The organism is Mannheimia sp. E30BD (assembly GCF_041807785.1).
In the GTDB taxonomy this organism is placed as follows: Bacteria; Pseudomonadota; Gammaproteobacteria; order Enterobacterales; family Pasteurellaceae; genus Mannheimia.
In genome coordinates this window covers 1-17,443 of record NZ_JBGTYX010000002.1, presented here as the reverse complement: position 1 = coordinate 17,443, position 17,443 = coordinate 1, and the positions used below count along the sequence as shown (strand labels likewise).

Genomic DNA, 17,443 nt, shown 5'->3' with positions numbered 1-17,443 from the left:
AGAAAAAGGCTCGTTGCTTCACGCAGAAAAGCATTTATGCAAATGCAGCAAGAAGCATAATACACTTCCCTTTTGAGTTACAGCTTGAAAGGGATTTTTTATTTATAAAATTGATTAATAAGAAAAGTGGTGGGCGATACCGGTCTCGAACCAGTGACCCCCTCCTTGTAAGGGAGGTGCTCTCCCAACTGAGCTAATCGCCCTTCAGATACGAATAATCGTAGTTTGAAGTTTATGATTTTAGTCTTAAGTGGTGGGCGATACCGGTCTCGAACCAGTGACCCCCTCCTTGTAAGGGAGGTGCTCTCCCAACTGAGCTAATCGCCCACTTTAAACAAAAATTATTGTTTATGTAAGACTTCAAATCAAAGGGAATTTGAAAACAGAACACTTAAAGTTGAAGTGGTGGGCGATACCGGTCTCGAACCAGTGACCCCCTCCTTGTAAGGGAGGTGCTCTCCCAACTGAGCTAATCGCCCATTTTCAAATAACTAGATTGTTACAACAACAGAACACTTAAAGTTGAAGTGGTGGGCGATACCGGTCTCGAACCAGTGACCCCCTCCTTGTAAGGGAGGTGCTCTCCCAACTGAGCTAATCGCCCGCTGTTGTGGAAGTGAATTATAGAGATTTTTACTCTTTCGTCAAACCCTTTTTACGCTTTTCGCCCTGTTTGCTGATTTTTTACTCCAGAAATGTAACTTTTTACTATTATTCGCCCTCAAGCGTAGTAAAATAGGCAAGTTTTTCTTAAAATTTTACAAATAATAATTAGGCAATACAAAATGAAAATTGAAACTCTTTTCCCTTTAGATCCAAATGTAAAAGTTCGTACTCGTTTTGCACCAAGTCCAACAGGTTATTTACACGTTGGAGGTGCTCGTACCGCACTTTATTCTTGGTTATATGCAAAACATCATAATGGCGAATTTGTACTACGCATCGAAGATACCGATTTGGAACGTTCAACCCCAGAAGCAACGGCAGCTATTCTTGAAGGTATGGAATGGCTTGGCTTAGCGTGGGAGCACGGTCCTTATTTCCAAACAAAACGATTTGACCGCTACAACCAAGTGATCGACCAGATGATTGAAGCAGGTACGGCATATCGCTGCTACTGCTCAAAAGAGCGTTTGGAAGAATTACGCAATACGCAAGAGGCAAACAAAGAGAAACCTCGCTATGACCGCCACTGTTTAGGCGATCATCCCCATTCGGTAGATGCACCACACGTTGTGCGTTTTAAAAATCCTCAAGAAGGCTCTGTGGTATTTGATGATGCGGTGCGTGGTCGTATCGAAATCAGCAACAGTGAATTAGATGACTTAATTATCCGCCGTACTGATGGTTCTCCAACTTATAACTTCTGTGTGGTTGTTGATGACTGGGATATGGGTATTACCCACGTTGTTCGTGGTGAAGATCATATCAATAACACCCCTCGCCAAATTAATATTTTAAAAGCGCTTGGAGCTCCTGTACCAACTTATGCTCACGTTTCAATGATCAACGGAGATGATGGTCAAAAATTATCCAAACGCCACGGTGCAGTGAGTGTAATGCAGTATCGTGATGACGGCTACCTACCAGAAGCCTTAATTAACTATCTTGTGCGTTTGGGCTGGGGGCACGGCGATCAAGAAATCTTCTCACGTCAAGAGATGATTGAGCTTTTCGATATTCATTCTGTAAGCAAATCGGCAAGTGCATTCAATACCGAAAAATTGCAGTGGCTGAACCAGCACTATATTCGCAGTCTTGACCCAAGTTATGTGGCAAAACATCTTGAATGGCATATGCAAGCTCAAGGCATTGATTTCACAAGCGGTCCAAAATTGGAAGAAATTATCCCTGTACTGGGCGAGCGTTGTAAAACCTTAAAAGAGCTTGCCGAAAGCAGCCGTTATTTCTATGAACAGTTTGAGACGTATGACGAAAAAGCCACCGCTAAAAACTTCAAAGCGGAAGCGGTTGCTCCACTTGGAAAATTATTGGAAAAATTGACCGCTTGTAATGATTGGACGGTTGAGAATATTCACGAAGCGATGAACCAAACAGCGGCTGAACTTGAAATTGGTATGGGTAAAGTAGGTATGCCATTCCGTTTAGCGGTAACAGGAAGCGGGCAATCGCCTTCTATGGATATTACAGCTAAATTAGTGGGTAAAGAGAAAACATTAACCCGCCTTGAAAAAGCAATCCACTTTATTCAAACGAATAGTTAGTTTTTAATCAATCAGCTTTATCATTACCTAAAGCCATTGACATCTTCAAGCGGAAAGCATATTATTCCGCCCATATCGGGGGTATAGCTCAGTTGGGAGAGCGCTTGCATGGCATGCAAGAGGTCATCGGTTCGATCCCGTTTACCTCCACCAAATTAATAAATTCAGTTAAATTCATTTGAACTGAAACCCATTTAGAAGCCTTGATTTTCAAGGCTTTTTTTATTTCTAATGCGTTTATTTGCGTTCGTTTGTATTCATTTGATTTTGTAAAATAGTACCCAAAACAGTACCCAAGCGATATAATGCCTAAAATTTTGGGTACTTTTAGAGAAATTGGGAACTATGGCAAGAGCAAGTAACAAGCTAACAAATACGCAAGTGGAACGCCTCAAATATAGCGAAAACGGCAAGAATGAATACACAGACGGGGGCGGGCTATTTTTACAGCTTTATCCCTCCGGTGTAAAAGTATGGCGTTTTCGTTACAACCACCCACAAACCAAGAAACGAACAAAGCACACCATCGGCAACTATCCGGCGGTTAGCATTGCACAAGCTCGAATGAAACGAGATGAAATCAACGCTTTACTTGCTCAAAAGATAGATCCGCAAATCCACTTCCAACAGCTGGAAAAAGAACAAGAACTATCTAATGCCAATACGTTTCAAGCGGTGGCTGAGAGGTGGAAAGCGAAGAAGCAAGGCGAGATAGAGACCAAAACTATTGAAAAATACTGGGGAAGTATTGAGCTTCATTTATTGCCAGTTATTGGAAAGTACCCAATTAATGAAATAGTACCCACGCTTGTTAGTATTCCACTGCAAGAAGTTGAAGCTAGGGGGAATTACGATATGGCTAATCGTTTAGCTAGTTATGTCAATAGTATTCTTGATTTTGCAGTAAATGGCGGGCTAATCCCCTTTAATCCTTGCGTGAAGGTGGGAAAAAATCTTAAAAAGGTAAAAAAACAGAACAATCCGCACGTTAAGACAGAAGAAATACCGCAATTACTCCAAGCGATAGAAAGTGCTAGGCTTCAGCTAAATACTAAAGCCTTAATTCATTTTCAGCTTTTAACAATGGTTAGACCAAACGAAGCAACGGAAGCCGAATGGGTAGAAATTGATTTAGATAAAAAGCTATGGACTATTCCAGCTGAGCGAATGAAAGCCCGAGAAACGCATATAGTGCCACTTTCTACGCAAGCGGTAAGACTACTAGAACAGATGAAAGCCATTTCCGGACGGTTTAAATATGTATTTACCAAGCGAGGGAATTACCACGCTCCAATGTCTATAGCAAGCATAAATGTTGCACTAAAAAGAATGGGCTATAAAGATCGCCAAACCGCCCACGGCTTACGAGGGCTTGCCCGCACCTATTTAGCCGAACAAAGCATTACGCTTGAACACGCAGAAGCCTGTTTAGCTCACAAGACTGGCGGAAACGTCAGCCTTGCTTACAACCATTCAACCTATTTAGAGCAACGTAAAGCCATAATGCAATTATGAGGCGATTTTATAGAACGCTCTACTCCTTAAAGCCTTTCCTAGCCTAGCTTTTGCTAGGCTTTTTTTGTCCCAAAGCCTCACCCCTCCAAAATTTTTAGCAATTTGTTGAAAAAACTTTCCCTAAACTCTATTTATATTTTCTATCTTATTGATTTAAAAGAGAAAAAGAGTAAAAAACACTAGGGAAAGTTTTAGGGAATGTTAGGGAAAGTGTTCCACTTATGGCGGAACATTCAAATCAAGCCTTATATTGCCTAAATTGCTCAATAAATCAGCAAACAAATCATAATAAATTACTTAAATATAACTTTCTTGTATAAAAAATCAGTGCCTTTAAAGAACTTAAGTTTGAAACTGTTTAAGCATACAGGGGATAAGCCCCAAAAATTTAAACGCACTGAAACGCATTTAAACGGTATTTAAACGGTATGATTTTTTGGGCCCAATTTTAGAGTTTCTTCGTTTTTATGGTTTTTCTTAGTTTTTATGGTTTTTTCGCAACAAATAGCGACAAAATGAGCGTATTTACAAACATTTTTGGATTGTGTAATTTAAAAAACACAAGCCAACCCATAGGAGTGAATAGCAATGCTTACAGATGAACTAAACACCATCGAAAAATACTACACCGTTAAAGAACTTACCGCCCTGTTAGGCTTTTCCCGTAGCCGTTTAGATGTATTAGCCCGAAAAGGGATTATCAAAAAGACCAAAGCTGGGCGGACAACCCTTTACGCAGGCAGTGAAATCAAGCGTTATTTACAGGAATGTGCCAATGAGCCAAAAATTTAACTTTACAAGCGGTCAGAAATCCGCTATTTTTTGCGACGCACAAGCAAAATCTTGTGCCGAGCCTGAGAACTCGAATAATCAAACTTTGGCGGACAGTAGCACGCCTTTTAACCGTGCTTTTTTTGTTCGTAGCACACGCACACCTAAAGAACGCCTAGAAACCCTTAGAGGTTCGGAGCGTCATTCTATGGTAGCGTGTAATGGGAAAGGTTCGCCCTTTGCTGTGTTCCAAAGTTCGCAGTTTCTCAGCCCGTTACACGTTACCGCCCAAACCCTGAGAAGTTTAGCGGTAGCCCCTCAAAAATTAACTTTGGAGCTATCAGCAATGATCTACAAATTCCTAACTCTTACTGGCACCAAACGCCTGAAAATTACCGTACAGGCTAACAGCAAAGCCGAAGCCTTGAACCGTGTTCAATTCTGCAATAAACCGCTTTTAATTGCCCGTTTGCAAAATTAATTTGCAAAAAATCCGCAAAATCTAACCGCTTGCGAGGGGGTAACTTATGCGTAAAGAATTAACAATTGCCCTATCCAATCATATTAAAAACCGTTGCGAGCAATACGGCGATAATTTGGAAAAATTAAGGGATATTTATATTCTGAATTTAATTCAGCACAATATAATCAACTTGAAGCCTTAGATACGCTACAAGAATTATTATTTGATTATGCTATTTCAGATGATAATGGCAAAGAAAATATATTATCTGCCCGCCAAATATTAGGCATTTGTTTTTTAATGCAAAATTGTATTGATATTTTAAGCACCTCCAAAAATGCAAAAGAGAATTTAGAAAGCCCTATTCTTAAATTATTAAAACAGGGGGCAGAATGAAATTAATAAATGCCCCTTATTTAAAACAGCAAAATATTAATGAGCCGTTAGATGAATTAATTATCTTGGCAGGCAATCAAGCGTGGGAAGCCTACGGCAAAGAGGGCAATAGCACGGCGTGGAAATTATTATGCGAAATGCTCAAAGCAGATAGCAAAAATCCGCCCATAATTTTATGGCGAAAAACAGCTAGAAGAATTGCACAGCCTACGCATAGCCCCTGAAAATCGCAAAGTGATTAGTATTTATCAGTTTGGCGGATTAAGCGAGCCCCATAAAACCGCCATTTGTGCGAACCTTGCAAAGCACACGCAAGCGGAAACCGTGCTATTTTACGACAATATAGGGCAAACGCTGGAAAACGCAAGCGATTACATCAAACGCACCCGAGCAGGGGAAACAATAGCGGAAACGGTGGCGGAGGAAACCCGAAAACGCCAACCTTTAGCCCTTGATTTAAGTGATAAAAGCCTCAATACGCTTGATATTGTAGAAGCGTTTTTAGAATGGCAAGAACAACCGCTTAGACGTGATACATTAAGGCGAGAAACCTACAGATTACAAGACGGCAAAGCGTGGATAAGCCTAAATGAAGAAGAATTTAGGCGGGAAATTGCTAATTTTCTAAAATCCGCAAATGATCGCAATTACTCGCCGCATAAAATCAGCAAAATAGCCGATTTAGCCATTTTAGAAATAGAACGCTTACCGCCTGAAAATCCGGATTTAATCGGCTTTCAGAATGGCGTGCTTAATAAGAAAACCGGGCAATTTTTACCGCATAGCCCTACGCATTTTTTGCGAGCATTAGAGGATTTTTCGCTGAATACCGAAAGCCAAGATACACCTTATTTTGATGATTGGTTAGCGTTTGTATCAAGCGACAGTACAGAACGCAGAAATGCCATTTTAGCAGGGCTTTATATGGTATTGACTAACCGCTATCAGTGGGGGCTATTTCTTGAAGCAACCGGCAAAGCAGGGGCAGGCAAAAGCGTATTTGGTGAAATTGCTACGATCTTAAACGGGCGGTTCAACACGAGCGTAATTGATATAAAAGGGCTTGAAGAGCCTAAAATCATTGCCGGCTTAATGGGAAAAACTTTCGCATATAGCCCCGACCAAGCCAAATACACTGGCACGGCAGACGGACTAAAACGCCTTACCGGTGGCGATACCTTAAAAGCCCAAATCTATTATAAAGGGTTTGAAGATTTTACGCCGACTGTTGTATTTATGATGAGTACAAACTACCCGATAGATTTTAGAGATCAGAATGGAGGAATAGCCAGAAGGCGGGTTATCATTCCGTTTGAAAAGGCTATTCCTAAAGATAAAAAAGACGTGAATTTTATTGCCAAAGTAAAAGGCGAAATTTACGGAATTACAAATAAATTGCTTTCGCTCTTTCCTGAACCGGAAACAGCTAGAAAAATTCTTGAAAGCTACCAAGCAGGCAGAGAGGGCGATAGTGTGAAACGGGAAGCCAACCACTTAATAGAATTTGCTAAGGCGTTTAAAATTATCGGCAGTTGCACACAAGGGCTACAATGGGGAAGCAATTATGCAAACAGTAAAACGACGGTGAACAATGCACTATATAAAGCCTATTTGCATTATTGCGACTGTATTGGATTAAAGCAAACACTAAACCTAAATTATTTTAAAACAGCCTTCCCCGAAGCATTAAGGGAAACAGGAGAACAAGGCGAAATAGTACAGCTAAAAACCAACGGGACACCAAAAATAAATGTTCAATGGAAAAATCGAGAAGCCACGCTAAATGAGTGGCAGGGATAAACAAAAACAGAGTACAGGGGCGGACTATTCCGCCCTTTTTTATTGCCTTTGAGTAGCTAAAAACAGTTTAGGGAAAGTTTAAAAATCATCTTTCCCCTATGTTTCCCTGAAACTTTCCCCAAGACTAAAGCCTTATCCGAAAAGGCTTTGACACACTTTTAGGGAATTAGGGAAAGTTTTTTCAACAAATTTTTATTTTTTAGAATTTTGCAAATTTTTAGAAAAATTGACCGCTTGTAAACGGCAATTTCTTTAAAGGAGTTTAAAAATACATTTTCTTAAAAATGCGTTAAATTATTTACATTAATACGATAGAAATAGGGTGATGCATTGAATGAATAAGAAAGAAAAGATTTCTTTTTTTAATGAAGGTATGGGGCTTGCTATTGAAGAAGGACTAGCAAAAGGCGGAGATATAAATGAAATCAGAAGCAATATATTGCGAGGAGTATATAAATATCTGGGCGGTCTTGTTGTATATATCCCTACTGAACATTCTACATATATTAATTCTAGAAATGCCTTAATCCTTGAGGAATTTAAAGGGTCAAATCATATTGAATTATCAAGAAAATATGGGCTTTCTTTACAAGCAATTTATAAAATTATTGATAAACACAAGAAGAAATTAAAATGAAAACCGCCATTTTTGCAATATTTAAAACCGGTAAGCATATATCCGCAAATGGTGTAAAAACCACTTGGGGAGAGAGTGAATTAAATCAAATTGCCGATAATTACAATAAAGCGATTTTTACTGCTCCACTTGTGTTAGGACACCCTGAACACAACGCACCGGCATACGGTGAAGTAAATAAAATGTTTGTACAAGATGACATTTTATTTGCAGAAAGCCAAGTGAACGAGCAATTAGAACGGCATATTTTAAGCGGAGAATATAACAATATTTCAGCCTCTTTCTATTTGCCAACCTCAAATAATAGCCCTATGCCGAACCGTTATTATTTACGCCACGTTGGATTTTTAGGGGCGTTAGCCCCAGCCGTTAAAGGCTTACCGAAACCTATTGAGGCAATCAAAGAGGCAGCCGCCAATTTTGGCGATTATATCAATTTTAACCAGCACGGCATGCAGTTTTTCAATGAAGAACGCACCGCCCAAGCTATCCACGAAAAAGCCATATATATGCAAAACCTCACAGGAATGAGTTATAGAGAGGCTATTCACCATATTTTTAACCATTAGGAGAACCACAATGACACAAGAAGAAATTGACCGCCTACAGGCTGAAAACCGCCAATTAAAGGAGCAGTTAAGAGAGCAATCTAAGGCGGATATTCACGACTACACAGGGAAGCTAATTTCACAAGGCATTCTAGCCCCTGTGGCAAGAGATAAAGCCGTTGAATTGCTTAATTATGCTGAAGCCTACGATTATGGGGAAACGTTAGATTTTAATGAGGGCGAGAGCTTAACCGGTAAAGTGAAAGCCTTCTTAGAAGCTCAACCGCAAATTCTTCACTTTGGCGAATATGCAACGCCTGAACGAGCTTTTGGCGGTGACCCAAATCACACAGAAACGGCAGACTATGCGGAAGATATTCCGTTTGAAGTGATTGAGCTGGATAAGCAAATCAAGGCGTATATGAACGCCAAAAACGTAGATTATCGCACTGCATTTAAAATGATTACTCAAGGAGCTAATTAATGACACAAGAAACCGCAAAACACCGTATTCAAGACCCGATTTTAAATCAGCTTGCACAAGGCTATCATAACGCTGAATTAGTGGCGGATATGTTAATGCCGGTAGTGGAAATTCCGAAAGAAGCGGGCAAAATTCCACAATTTGGGCGTTTGGCATTCCGCCAACAATCCACCGTTAGACAGTTGCACGGCGATAGCAACCGCTTAACGCCGGAAGATATTACAACTATCAACGTAGAGCTGGAAGAACACGATATTGAATACCCGATTGATTACCGTGAAGAACAAGAGGCAAGCTATCAACTGAAAGAATACGCCTTAAACGTCACGCAAGATGTAATCGCATTAGGACGTGAATTAGAAGTTGCAGGCATTGCACAGAATGCTGATAACTACGACACAGCAAACAAAGTCAGCCTAGCGGCTAAGGCGAAATTCTCCAACCTTGAAGCCGACCCAATCCCGGTGTTTGATACCGCTATTAATGCTATTTCAACCGGTACAGGTAGAAAGCCCAACGTTTGCATTATTGCCGGCGATGTATGGGAAATGCTAAAACAGAATAAAACGCTATTAGAACGTATCAAATACACACGCACGGCGATTTTAACGCCCGAAGTGTTCGCCGAACTTATCGGCGTGAAATACGTTAAAATTGGCGGTGCGATGAAGGAAGAAAGCGGAGAATTAAAGAAAATTTGGAGCGATTGCGTAATTCTTGCCTACGTTTCCCCGTTAGCGATTGAGAAAAAAGGCAAAATCTACGAACCATCATACGGCTATACCGTTCGCCGTAAAGGTGGATTGTTTGTGGATACCTACAAGGAGAAAGGCGGAAAAGTTGAAATTATCCGTTGCACGGATATCCACAAACCGCACTTAGTCGGCAAATCGGCAGGCTACCTAATCAAAGATTGCTTGACCCGCTAAATTCCGCTTAACTAGCCCCGAAAATGGGGCTATTTTGCATTTTTCGGATTGTGCCTTGCCGTTCCTACTGTTTTATAGCAAAAATGCGGGATTATGTTGTTTTATGTTGAATTTGGCGGACTTAATAAAGTTTGATTGTACTTTTTTCATAGATTTTTTAATATATGCGTTCATTTGCATTCATTTAAACCCGTTTGATTTTGTAAAAAAGTACCCAAAATAGTACCCAAATAAGATTTAACAAAATGGGAAATTCTTTATTTTCAATACAAAATCGCTTTAGTTTAGTTGTGTTTACCCCAAATTCCAGTCGCATCAACAGAAATGTTGATGCGATTTTTGTTTTCTAATCACCTATTTCCTGCCAACTTTAACATTTCTTCCGCATTCGCTAATACGGCTTCAGTAATTTTACTTCCACCCAATAATCGAGCTAAGGCGTGAATACGCTTATCTTCAGAGAGTAATGTCATCTGCGTTTCAGTTTGGTTATTTTCAACATATTTTTGAACATTGAAGTGCTGATTCCCATAACTTGCCACTTGAGGTAAATGAGTAACACATAACACTTGGCATTTTTTGCCTAATTCACGCAATAGTTTACCTACCGTTGTTGCGGCCGAGCCACTAATTCCAACATCCACTTCATCAAAAATAATAGTTGGTGTCGAGAGCTTATTCGCAGTCAATACCTGTACAGCCAAAGAAATACGGGAAAGTTCGCCCCCTGATGCGATTTTAGATAAGGGTTGAGCTTGCTGCCCTAAGTTGCTGCATAAGTTAAATTCCACAAAATCTGCTCCATTTGGCGATAGCTTCTCCACATTATGTTCCACTTTAATAAAGAACTCGCCATTTTCCATCGCTAGATGTTTAATTTGCTTTGTAACTTGTTGAGCCAGTTTATTTGCTGCTTCTGTTCGTTTTTGATAGATTTCTTCAGCTAATACTAAACATTGCTGATGAGCTTGTTTTTCATCTTGGATAAGCTGTTCTTCATTATCTTCAAAATCAAGTAACGCCTGTAACTCGTTTTTTAATTTTGAGTGGTATCGCCATAATTCATTTGGTTGAATATGATGCTTACGAGCAAGCGAGATTGCTTGAGCAATACGATTATCTAATTCGTGTAATAATTCCGGATCTTGCTCGATTTTACTCGCTAATTGTGCGACTTCGGAACTCGCCTCTTGCACCTGAATTAGGGCTTCATTAAGCATATCCAACACACCTTGATAGTGGCTATCTACTTCCACTAAATTTTCCGCATTGCGTATTGCTTTATAAATCAGATCATTTGCATTAATACCATCATTACTGAGCAAATTCATTATTTCATCAGAAAGCTCGGTCAGTTCTTCGGAAGAAGACAGCACATTATATTTTTCTTCCATCTCTTCAAATTCATTTTTTCTAATCACAAACTCATCTAATTCTTCGACTTGATATTGCAATAGTTGCTTACGAGCTTCATTTTCTTGGCATTGCTGTTGGAAATTTCTTACCTGCTTGTTCAAGTCCTTCCAAGTGCTATATTGTTTTGCCATTTTAGCCAATAGAGGCTGTATGGAAGCGTAGTTATCAACAATTTCAAGCTGATACTCTTGCTTTAATAGTAGTTGAGGAGCGTGCTGACCATTTAAGTGAATAAGGTATTGCCCTAGTTCTCGCAGCTGCGAAACAGGCAATGCTCGATTATTTACAAAGGCTTTTGAACGCCCATCAACATTAATCATACGGCGTAAAATACATTCTTGTGGGTTATCTTCATCAAGCAATTCGTGTTCTTCTAGCCACAAATAAGCCGGGCTGTTTTTTTGCATCAAAAAAGTAGCGGTAATATCGGCTTTATCTGCACCGTTGCGTATCATTCCACTTTCTGAACGGTAGCCTAAGCATAATCCTAATGCGTCAATAGCAATGGATTTACCCGCTCCTGTTTCGCCAGTAATTACAGACATTCCTTCATTTAGTTCAAGAACAAGATGGCGAACAATCGCAAAATTATTGATAGTAAGTTGAGTTAGCATACTAAACCCTGCACAAATTAACTGTATGGGCATATAGTACAACTGTTTTTTTGAACAGTAAAGAGAAAAGAATAAAAAAACTGGAAATTTACACAGTTACAAACGGTGGTTATTACTCATAAAATTGTTCCCAATTTTGTTCGCTCCTACGGAGCCGTTGGCAAATCCAATGTTCAAAACACAATGCGTTTTGTGTCTAAAAATTTGCAAAAGAAAAAGACGAACATTTCTGTTCGTCTTTTCTATCATTCACTAAATTAAATAAAAATTTCTTGCTGAACTTGATAACCTTGTGGGATCTGTTGCTTATCTTCAAAGGTTACAAATTCCCACGCATTTTCATTTGCAAGCACTGCACGCAGTAATTTATTATTCAAGCCGTGCCCTGATTTATACGCAGTAAGCTCACCAAGAATATTGTAGCCACACATATATAAATCGCCGATTGAATCTAACATTTTATGGCGAACTAACTCATCTTTAAAGCGTAAGCCATTTTCATTCAGAATTCGGTAGTCATCTAACACAATTGCATTGTCTAAGCTACCGCCTAATGCTAGACCAATAGATTGAAGATATTCAACATCTTTCATAAATGTAAATGTTCTTGCACGACTTAATTGCTGAATAAAGTTTTGAGCCGAGAAATCCATTGAATAGCTACATACATTTTTCGAGATCAATGGGTGCTTAAAGTCAATCGTGAAATTAAGTTTAAACCCTTTATCATAAGGTTTTAATTCTGCCCATTTGTCGCCTTCTTCAACACGAACCGTTTCTTTAATGCGAATAAATTTCTTCGGTGCATCTTGCTCTTCAATACCTGCATCTAATAATAAATAGATGAATGGGCTTGAACTACCGTCCATAATTGGAATTTCAGGTGCATCTACTTCAACAATCACATTGTCTAAGCCCAATGCTGACATCGCTGCATTCAAATGCTCTACGGTTGAAATACGCACGCCATCATCATTTACCATACAAGTACATAGTTGTGTATCACGAATAGAGTCTGCACTTGCAGGGAAATAAACTGCAGGCTCTAAATCGGTACGGGCATAAATAACGCCAGTATTAGCTGGTGCTGGACGTAACGTTAAAGTTACTTTTTTACCACTGTGCAAGCCAATACCTGTTACTTTTGCTGCTTGTTTTAATGTTCTTTGTTTAATCATAGTGTGTCCTTACTTTCCAAATTTTGGAAGTTATTGACTATTTCTCATAAAACCCGGAATTGATCTAGGGTTAAAAATTTGTGCTGTATCAACCGATTGTGCAGCCGGTTGTTGTACCCGTGGCTGACCATCTAATTGGTTAGGTTGACCATAACCTGGTGGCTGAGTAAAGTCCGGAGGTTGTTGGTTAAACGGGTCTTGCAATACCTGTGGTGGTGTTCTATTCACTAGAGGCTGTTGATATAACGGTGGAACTTTAGGCAATGTTTCTTCTGGCTGCCCAATACCTGTAGCAACAAGAGTAACACTTACTTTTCCGTCCATTTCCGGATAGTAGTTACAACCAAATACAATAGCTGCATCTTCAGTTGCAAATCCATAAATTAAATCCATCATAGCATAAACTTCTTCTAATAAGAAATCTGTCCCTGCACTGATATTAATCAACATACCATTTGCACCTGAAATATCGACATTTTCAAGTAATGGGCTTGAAATGGCATCATTCATTGCTTTTTCTGCACGACCTTCGCCTACTTCACCTTCAGCAAAACCAGTACCGATCATTGCGTGTCCTTTACCAGACATAACAGTACGCACATCAGCAAAGTCTACGTTAATATCAGCACCAGTAGAACCACCGGAACTGGTGATCATATTAGTGATACCAAGTACGCAATTACTTAATACATCATTTGCTGCAGCAAAAGCATCTACTGCGGTTGTTTGTTTGCCTAAACCACGTAATTTATCATTTGGAATGATAATTAGAGAATCAACGTATTGAGAAAGTTCTTTAATACCTTGTTCCGCAAAACGCATACGGCGAGGGCCTTCAAATCGGAAAGGTTTCGTTACAACCCCAACGGTTAAAGATCCTTGTTCTTTTGCAATTTGAGCAACAACTGGAGCAGCACCTGTACCTGTCCCCCCTCCCATACCAACAGCAATAAAGGTCATATTCGCACCTTTTAATGCATTAGCGATAGCTTCGCGATCTTCTTCAGCCGCTTGTTTACCGACAGTAGGATCAGCACCTGCACCTAAGCCTTTGGTTGTTGCTGCACCAATTTGAATAGTTTGGCGTGTTGTTCTTTTTCTTAATACTTGAGCATCAGTATTTACATCAAAGAATTCAACACCTTTAATATCATCAGCAGAACGTGACATTCTGTCCACAGCGTTACCACCTCCGCCGCCAACACCCACTACCTTGATGATAGCATCTTGCGTTTGTTCAATAATAGGTTCAAACATTTTTATCTCCCTGCGTGTTATATAACACTATTAAAATTTTGATTTGAAGAAATCGATAATTTTCTTGGTACCACGCCCAATTGGTGCAAAAATATCTTCATTAGAATCTTTATTTGTACTTTGTTCAGTATAATTATAATGGCTATACTGTAAAAGCCCTAATGCTGTTGCATACTGAGGTTTATTCACATAATCGGTTAGACCTGTAATATTGAGAGGATAGCCAACACGCACTTGCGAACCAAAAATAGATTTAGCACATTCTACAATATCTTCAATTTGTGAGCCACCACCTGTAATAACAACACCAGCAATAAGTTCTTGCTTTATCCCTTTTTGGAATAATTCATTGCGTAGCTGCATAAGTTCATCTTCAACTACTTTCAATAAATCGTTGTAACATTGTGATGTTACCGTTGCAACTTGAGCTCGAGTAAAAGTTCTTGCCATACGTCCACCCAACCCTGCTACCTCAATTTTCTTGTCTGCATTATGAGTTGGAGGAGAAATCGCACTACCATAAGTTACTTTAAGGCTTTCCGCTTCTGGCCGAGATGTAGTAAATACACGAGCTAAATAATCTGTAATGTTATTTCCTGCAAATGGAATAACTTTACTGTATCTTAACGCTCCATCGGTATAAACCAATACGTCCATCGTACCGCCACCGATATCAATTAAGCAAACACCTAACTCTTTTTCATCTTCTGTTAAAACAGAATAACTTGATGCAAGCCCTGAGAAAACAACTTGATCGACTTTTAATTTTGCGTGTTCTACTGCATTTTTTAAATTTTTAAGCCACGCTTGATGGCAAGCAATTAAATGGGCTTGAACTTGTAAACGCATACCTGATAACCCAATTGGGTTTTTAGTCGCAGGTAATCTATCTACGTGATATTCCTGTGGAATCATATGTAATGTTTCCAGACCATCTTGTAATTTAATGGCTTTTGCCATATCAACAGCACTTTCAATATTATCTTGAGTAACAATTCCACCCGATAATGTTGATGAACCGGCTTCATTTAAGCCAACAATATGTTGCCCTGAAATCGCAAGAGTTACGCCCATAATCTGACAGTCCGCAACAGATTCAGCTTGTTCAATCGCTCGTTGAATAGAATTAACGGCGGCATCAAGATCGATTACACCACCACGATCAACTCCTTTAGAAGGGCAAACACCTGCTCCCATTACATTAATCACACCATCAGGTAATACTTCGCCAACAACGGCAACCACCTTTGATGTGCCAATATCGAGACCCACGATAATTTTTGATTCTGCTGCTTTTGTCATATTATTTTATATTCACTAAACGTTTAATTTTTTATAGGGCTAAATCCAACTGCCGCTCCGTGCGGATAACGCAGATCAACATAAGCCAATCGATTACCCTCAGGAATATTAATTTCAGGGAAAATTGTTACAAAACGATCAATTTTAGACGTCCACTCTCCCCTACCTAACCGCAACTCGACTTGATTAGATAATTTAATCGTCCAAGAGCCTCTATTATCGACAGACACAGAGGTCAGGTCTAATTTACGGGCATTTAAATCAGCTCGAATTTTATTCCAAGCCTCTAATACATTCTTACCCTGTGAATCTGGCCCATACAATAAAGGCAAACCATTTTTATCTAATCTATCTTTCGGTAAACTAAATACAACACCCTGATCCGACACGAAATTAACATCGTTCCATACTGCAACAGGTTTATGCTCTAACAAGGTAATACTTAAACGATCAGGATAAAGCTTACGAACGACCACATCTTTGACCCAAGGGATAGATAAAAGTTTATTTTTGACCTCTTGAATATCTTGCCCGAAATACCCTTTTAGAGCAGGTTCTCCAGATAAAGTTTCACGAATATCCGCATTTGTTGTAAATTGTGTTTTATGGGGCAGAGCATAGGCTCGAATCGGGGTTTTATCCCAACTTTCAAGTATATTTTGCCAATTACTATACACACCAAATAGAAATAGTGTACATAATAACACAATTAATGGTTTAATGAATACTAACCATTTACGAGAAGAAACCGACGTTTTTGGGTTAATAACATTAAACCGCACATTTGTGCTGTTTTTTTTGCGGAAAATCCCCATTAAGCACTTAACTCCAATACACGCTCAACTAATGCTTCAAATGAAATCCCCACCGTTGCGGCTGATTTAGGGAAGATACTATGGCTTGTCATACCCGGATTAGTATTAACCTCCACCAAACGGAATTTACCGTTACCATCTTCCATCACATCAATACGGCTCCAACCACGACAACCAACGACATCGTAAGCAGCTTTCACTAATTGTGTCACTTCAGCTTGACGTTCATTATTCAAAGCTGGCACAACATATTGAGTATTATCAGACACATATTTTGCGTGATAATCATAAAACTCTCCGTCTGGGATCACTTGTACCGCAGGCAGAACTTGACCATCTAGCACGGGCACAGAATATTCATTACCGGCTAAAAATTCTTCTACTAACACAATAGAGTCAAATTTTAATGCTTCTTGAATAGCTGGTTCTAACTCTTCTCTGGTTTTTACCTTGAAAACCCCCACACTTGAACCTTCGCAAGATGGTTTTACAAATACAGGTAAACCTAATTTTGCAATAATTTCATCAAAATCGACCGCTTGCCCACGTTGAACTACGACCATATCAGCGGTTGGCAAACCGACCGCATTCCATAATAATTTGGTACGGAATTTATCTAGTGTTACTGCTGATGCCATCACGCCGCAGCCTGTATAAGGAATTCCCATTTGCTCTAATGCACCTTGTAGCACGCCGTTTTCGCCAATGCCACCGTGTAAAATATTAAATACACGTTGAATACCTTTTTCTTTTAGCTTTTCAATCGGAAACTCTTTGGTATCAATACCTTCAACATCATAGCCTAGACTTCTTAATGCTTCTGTTACTGCTGCACCTGAGTTAAGCGAAACTTCACGTTCTTGAGAAACGCCACCAAATAACACTGCAATTTTTTCGTTTTTAATTGACATAGTAATCTATCCTGTAGGGACAGGTCCTGTGCCTGTCCGAAAAATATCTTTGCGACAGACGGGCACAGGACCCGCCCCTTGTATATCTCAAATGAGTTAAACTAAGCAACACAACCCGTTATCGGCATCTCGTCTCGTCCCTTGAAAGCACTTCGTTGTGTAGCTTAGAGAGCCGATAACTT

The 17,443-nt window shown here is 39.6% G+C and carries 17 protein-coding genes and 5 tRNA genes; 12 read left to right on the top strand and 10 right to left on the bottom strand.

Translation table 11 applies throughout. From position 1 onward, the window contains the following. Positions 1 to 127 precede the first annotated feature (127 nt). The 4 genes from ACERCG_RS01395 to ACERCG_RS01380 form a co-directional block, all read right to left on the bottom strand. Positions 128 to 203, bottom strand: a tRNA-Val gene (locus ACERCG_RS01395). A gap of 48 nt (positions 204 to 251) precedes the next feature. Beyond that, positions 252 to 327: transfer RNA gene (locus ACERCG_RS01390), tRNA-Val, on the bottom strand. A gap of 76 nt (positions 328 to 403) precedes the next feature. Then, positions 404 to 479: transfer RNA gene (locus tag ACERCG_RS01385), tRNA-Val, on the bottom strand. A gap of 49 nt (positions 480 to 528) precedes the next feature. Then, positions 529 to 604 (bottom strand) — tRNA-Val (locus ACERCG_RS01380). Positions 605 to 785: 181 nt separating this feature from the next. Between ACERCG_RS01380 and gltX the strand changes: the two genes are divergently transcribed. The 12 genes from gltX to ACERCG_RS01320 all read left to right on the top strand — a co-directional run bounded on the left by gltX (position 786) and on the right by ACERCG_RS01320 (position 9,768). Further along, positions 786 to 2,225 carry a glutamate--tRNA ligase gene (gltX, locus tag ACERCG_RS01375; protein ID WP_373610307.1) on the top strand — a complete coding sequence of 480 codons (1,440 nt, stop codon included), beginning with the start codon at positions 786 to 788 and terminating at the stop codon, positions 2,223 to 2,225. A gap of 77 nt (positions 2,226 to 2,302) precedes the next feature. Continuing rightward, positions 2,303 to 2,378 (top strand) — tRNA-Ala (locus tag ACERCG_RS01370). A gap of 192 nt (positions 2,379 to 2,570) precedes the next feature. Beyond that, positions 2,571 to 3,740 (top strand): tyrosine-type recombinase/integrase, encoded by a 1,170-nt coding sequence (locus tag ACERCG_RS01365; protein ID WP_373610306.1) that lies wholly within the window; start codon positions 2,571 to 2,573, stop codon positions 3,738 to 3,740. 588 nt (positions 3,741 to 4,328) lie between these two features. After that, a complete protein-coding gene (locus ACERCG_RS01360; RefSeq protein ID WP_283386349.1) occupies positions 4,329 to 4,532 on the top strand; it encodes a helix-turn-helix domain-containing protein in 204 nt (67 codons plus the stop codon). Next, entirely contained in the window at positions 4,516 to 4,992 is a 477-nt protein-coding gene (locus tag ACERCG_RS01355; RefSeq protein WP_373610305.1) for an ash family protein, read from the top strand. The genes ACERCG_RS01360 and ACERCG_RS01355 overlap by 17 nt, the downstream gene beginning before the upstream one ends. Before the next feature lie 46 nt (positions 4,993 to 5,038). Beyond that, positions 5,039 to 5,176, top strand: coding sequence for a hypothetical protein (locus tag ACERCG_RS01350; RefSeq protein ID WP_373610304.1), 138 nt, complete (start codon positions 5,039 to 5,041; stop codon positions 5,174 to 5,176). A 190-nt stretch (positions 5,177 to 5,366) separates the two neighbouring features. Beyond that, positions 5,367 to 5,594, top strand: a complete 228-nt coding sequence (locus ACERCG_RS01345; protein WP_373610303.1) for a hypothetical protein — start codon at positions 5,367 to 5,369, stop codon at positions 5,592 to 5,594. A gap of 10 nt (positions 5,595 to 5,604) precedes the next feature. Next, entirely contained in the window at positions 5,605 to 7,170 is a 1,566-nt protein-coding gene (locus tag ACERCG_RS01340; RefSeq protein WP_373610302.1) for a DUF5906 domain-containing protein, read from the top strand. 334 nt (positions 7,171 to 7,504) lie between these two features. Beyond that, positions 7,505 to 7,807: a Mor transcription activator family protein gene (locus ACERCG_RS01335; RefSeq protein WP_373610301.1), complete on the top strand. Its 303-nt coding sequence runs from the start codon at positions 7,505 to 7,507 to the stop codon at positions 7,805 to 7,807. Next, positions 7,804 to 8,376 carry a hypothetical protein gene (locus tag ACERCG_RS01330; protein ID WP_373610300.1) on the top strand — a complete coding sequence of 191 codons (573 nt, stop codon included), beginning with the start codon at positions 7,804 to 7,806 and terminating at the stop codon, positions 8,374 to 8,376. The genes ACERCG_RS01335 and ACERCG_RS01330 overlap by 4 nt, the downstream gene beginning before the upstream one ends. A 10-nt stretch (positions 8,377 to 8,386) precedes the next feature. Then, positions 8,387 to 8,839 (top strand): hypothetical protein, encoded by a 453-nt coding sequence (locus ACERCG_RS01325; RefSeq protein ID WP_373610299.1) that lies wholly within the window; start codon positions 8,387 to 8,389, stop codon positions 8,837 to 8,839. Next, positions 8,839 to 9,768, top strand: coding sequence for an inorganic pyrophosphatase (locus ACERCG_RS01320; protein WP_373610298.1), 930 nt, complete (start codon positions 8,839 to 8,841; stop codon positions 9,766 to 9,768). The genes ACERCG_RS01325 and ACERCG_RS01320 overlap by 1 nt, the downstream gene beginning before the upstream one ends. Before the next feature lie 350 nt (positions 9,769 to 10,118). Here the strand turns inward: ACERCG_RS01320 and recN are convergent, their stop codons facing one another. The 6 genes from recN to ACERCG_RS01290 form a co-directional block, all read right to left on the bottom strand. After that, positions 10,119 to 11,798 (bottom strand): DNA repair protein RecN, encoded by a 1,680-nt coding sequence (gene recN, locus ACERCG_RS01315; protein ID WP_373610297.1) that lies wholly within the window; start codon positions 11,796 to 11,798, stop codon positions 10,119 to 10,121. 257 nt (positions 11,799 to 12,055) lie between these two features. Continuing rightward, a complete protein-coding gene (gene lpxC, locus ACERCG_RS01310) occupies positions 12,056 to 12,976 on the bottom strand; it encodes a UDP-3-O-acyl-N-acetylglucosamine deacetylase (RefSeq protein ID WP_373610296.1) in 921 nt (306 codons plus the stop codon). Positions 12,977 to 13,006: 30 nt separating this feature from the next. Beyond that, positions 13,007 to 14,233: a cell division protein FtsZ gene (gene ftsZ / locus ACERCG_RS01305; RefSeq protein WP_373610295.1), complete on the bottom strand. Its 1,227-nt coding sequence runs from the start codon at positions 14,231 to 14,233 to the stop codon at positions 13,007 to 13,009. Between the two features lie 30 nt (positions 14,234 to 14,263). Then, complete coding sequence (ftsA, locus tag ACERCG_RS01300) at positions 14,264 to 15,535, bottom strand: cell division protein FtsA (protein WP_373610294.1); 1,272 nt, start codon at positions 15,533 to 15,535, stop codon at positions 14,264 to 14,266. Between the two features lie 23 nt (positions 15,536 to 15,558). Continuing rightward, complete coding sequence (locus ACERCG_RS01295; protein ID WP_373610293.1) at positions 15,559 to 16,350, bottom strand: cell division protein FtsQ/DivIB; 792 nt, start codon at positions 16,348 to 16,350, stop codon at positions 15,559 to 15,561. Beyond that, positions 16,350 to 17,261, bottom strand: a complete 912-nt coding sequence (locus ACERCG_RS01290) for a D-alanine--D-alanine ligase (RefSeq protein WP_373610292.1) — start codon at positions 17,259 to 17,261, stop codon at positions 16,350 to 16,352. The genes ACERCG_RS01295 and ACERCG_RS01290 overlap by 1 nt, the downstream gene beginning before the upstream one ends. Between the last annotated feature and the right edge of the window lie 182 nt (positions 17,262 to 17,443).

Coding starts and splice junctions, on each gene's coding strand:
- ACERCG_RS01290 (WP_373610292.1), bottom strand. CDS start 17,261: ATGTCAATTAAAAACGAAAAAATTGCAGTGTTATTTGGTGGCGTTTCT.
- ACERCG_RS01335 (WP_373610301.1), top strand. CDS start 7,505: ATGAATAAGAAAGAAAAGATTTCTTTTTTTAATGAAGGTATGGGGCTT.
- recN (WP_373610297.1), bottom strand. CDS start 11,798: ATGCTAACTCAACTTACTATCAATAATTTTGCGATTGTTCGCCATCTT.
- ACERCG_RS01350 (WP_373610304.1), top strand. CDS start 5,039: ATGCGTAAAGAATTAACAATTGCCCTATCCAATCATATTAAAAACCGT.
- ACERCG_RS01355 (WP_373610305.1), top strand. CDS start 4,516: ATGAGCCAAAAATTTAACTTTACAAGCGGTCAGAAATCCGCTATTTTT.
- ACERCG_RS01325 (WP_373610299.1), top strand. CDS start 8,387: ATGACACAAGAAGAAATTGACCGCCTACAGGCTGAAAACCGCCAATTA.
- ACERCG_RS01320 (WP_373610298.1), top strand. CDS start 8,839: ATGACACAAGAAACCGCAAAACACCGTATTCAAGACCCGATTTTAAAT.
- ACERCG_RS01345 (WP_373610303.1), top strand. CDS start 5,367: ATGAAATTAATAAATGCCCCTTATTTAAAACAGCAAAATATTAATGAG.
- lpxC (WP_373610296.1), bottom strand. CDS start 12,976: ATGATTAAACAAAGAACATTAAAACAAGCAGCAAAAGTAACAGGTATT.
- ftsA (WP_373610294.1), bottom strand. CDS start 15,535: ATGACAAAAGCAGCAGAATCAAAAATTATCGTGGGTCTCGATATTGGC.
- ACERCG_RS01365 (WP_373610306.1), top strand. CDS start 2,571: ATGGCAAGAGCAAGTAACAAGCTAACAAATACGCAAGTGGAACGCCTC.
- ftsZ (WP_373610295.1), bottom strand. CDS start 14,233: ATGTTTGAACCTATTATTGAACAAACGCAAGATGCTATCATCAAGGTA.
- ACERCG_RS01360 (WP_283386349.1), top strand. CDS start 4,329: ATGCTTACAGATGAACTAAACACCATCGAAAAATACTACACCGTTAAA.
- ACERCG_RS01295 (WP_373610293.1), bottom strand. CDS start 16,350: ATGGGGATTTTCCGCAAAAAAAACAGCACAAATGTGCGGTTTAATGTT.
- ACERCG_RS01330 (WP_373610300.1), top strand. CDS start 7,804: ATGAAAACCGCCATTTTTGCAATATTTAAAACCGGTAAGCATATATCC.
- gltX (WP_373610307.1), top strand. CDS start 786: ATGAAAATTGAAACTCTTTTCCCTTTAGATCCAAATGTAAAAGTTCGT.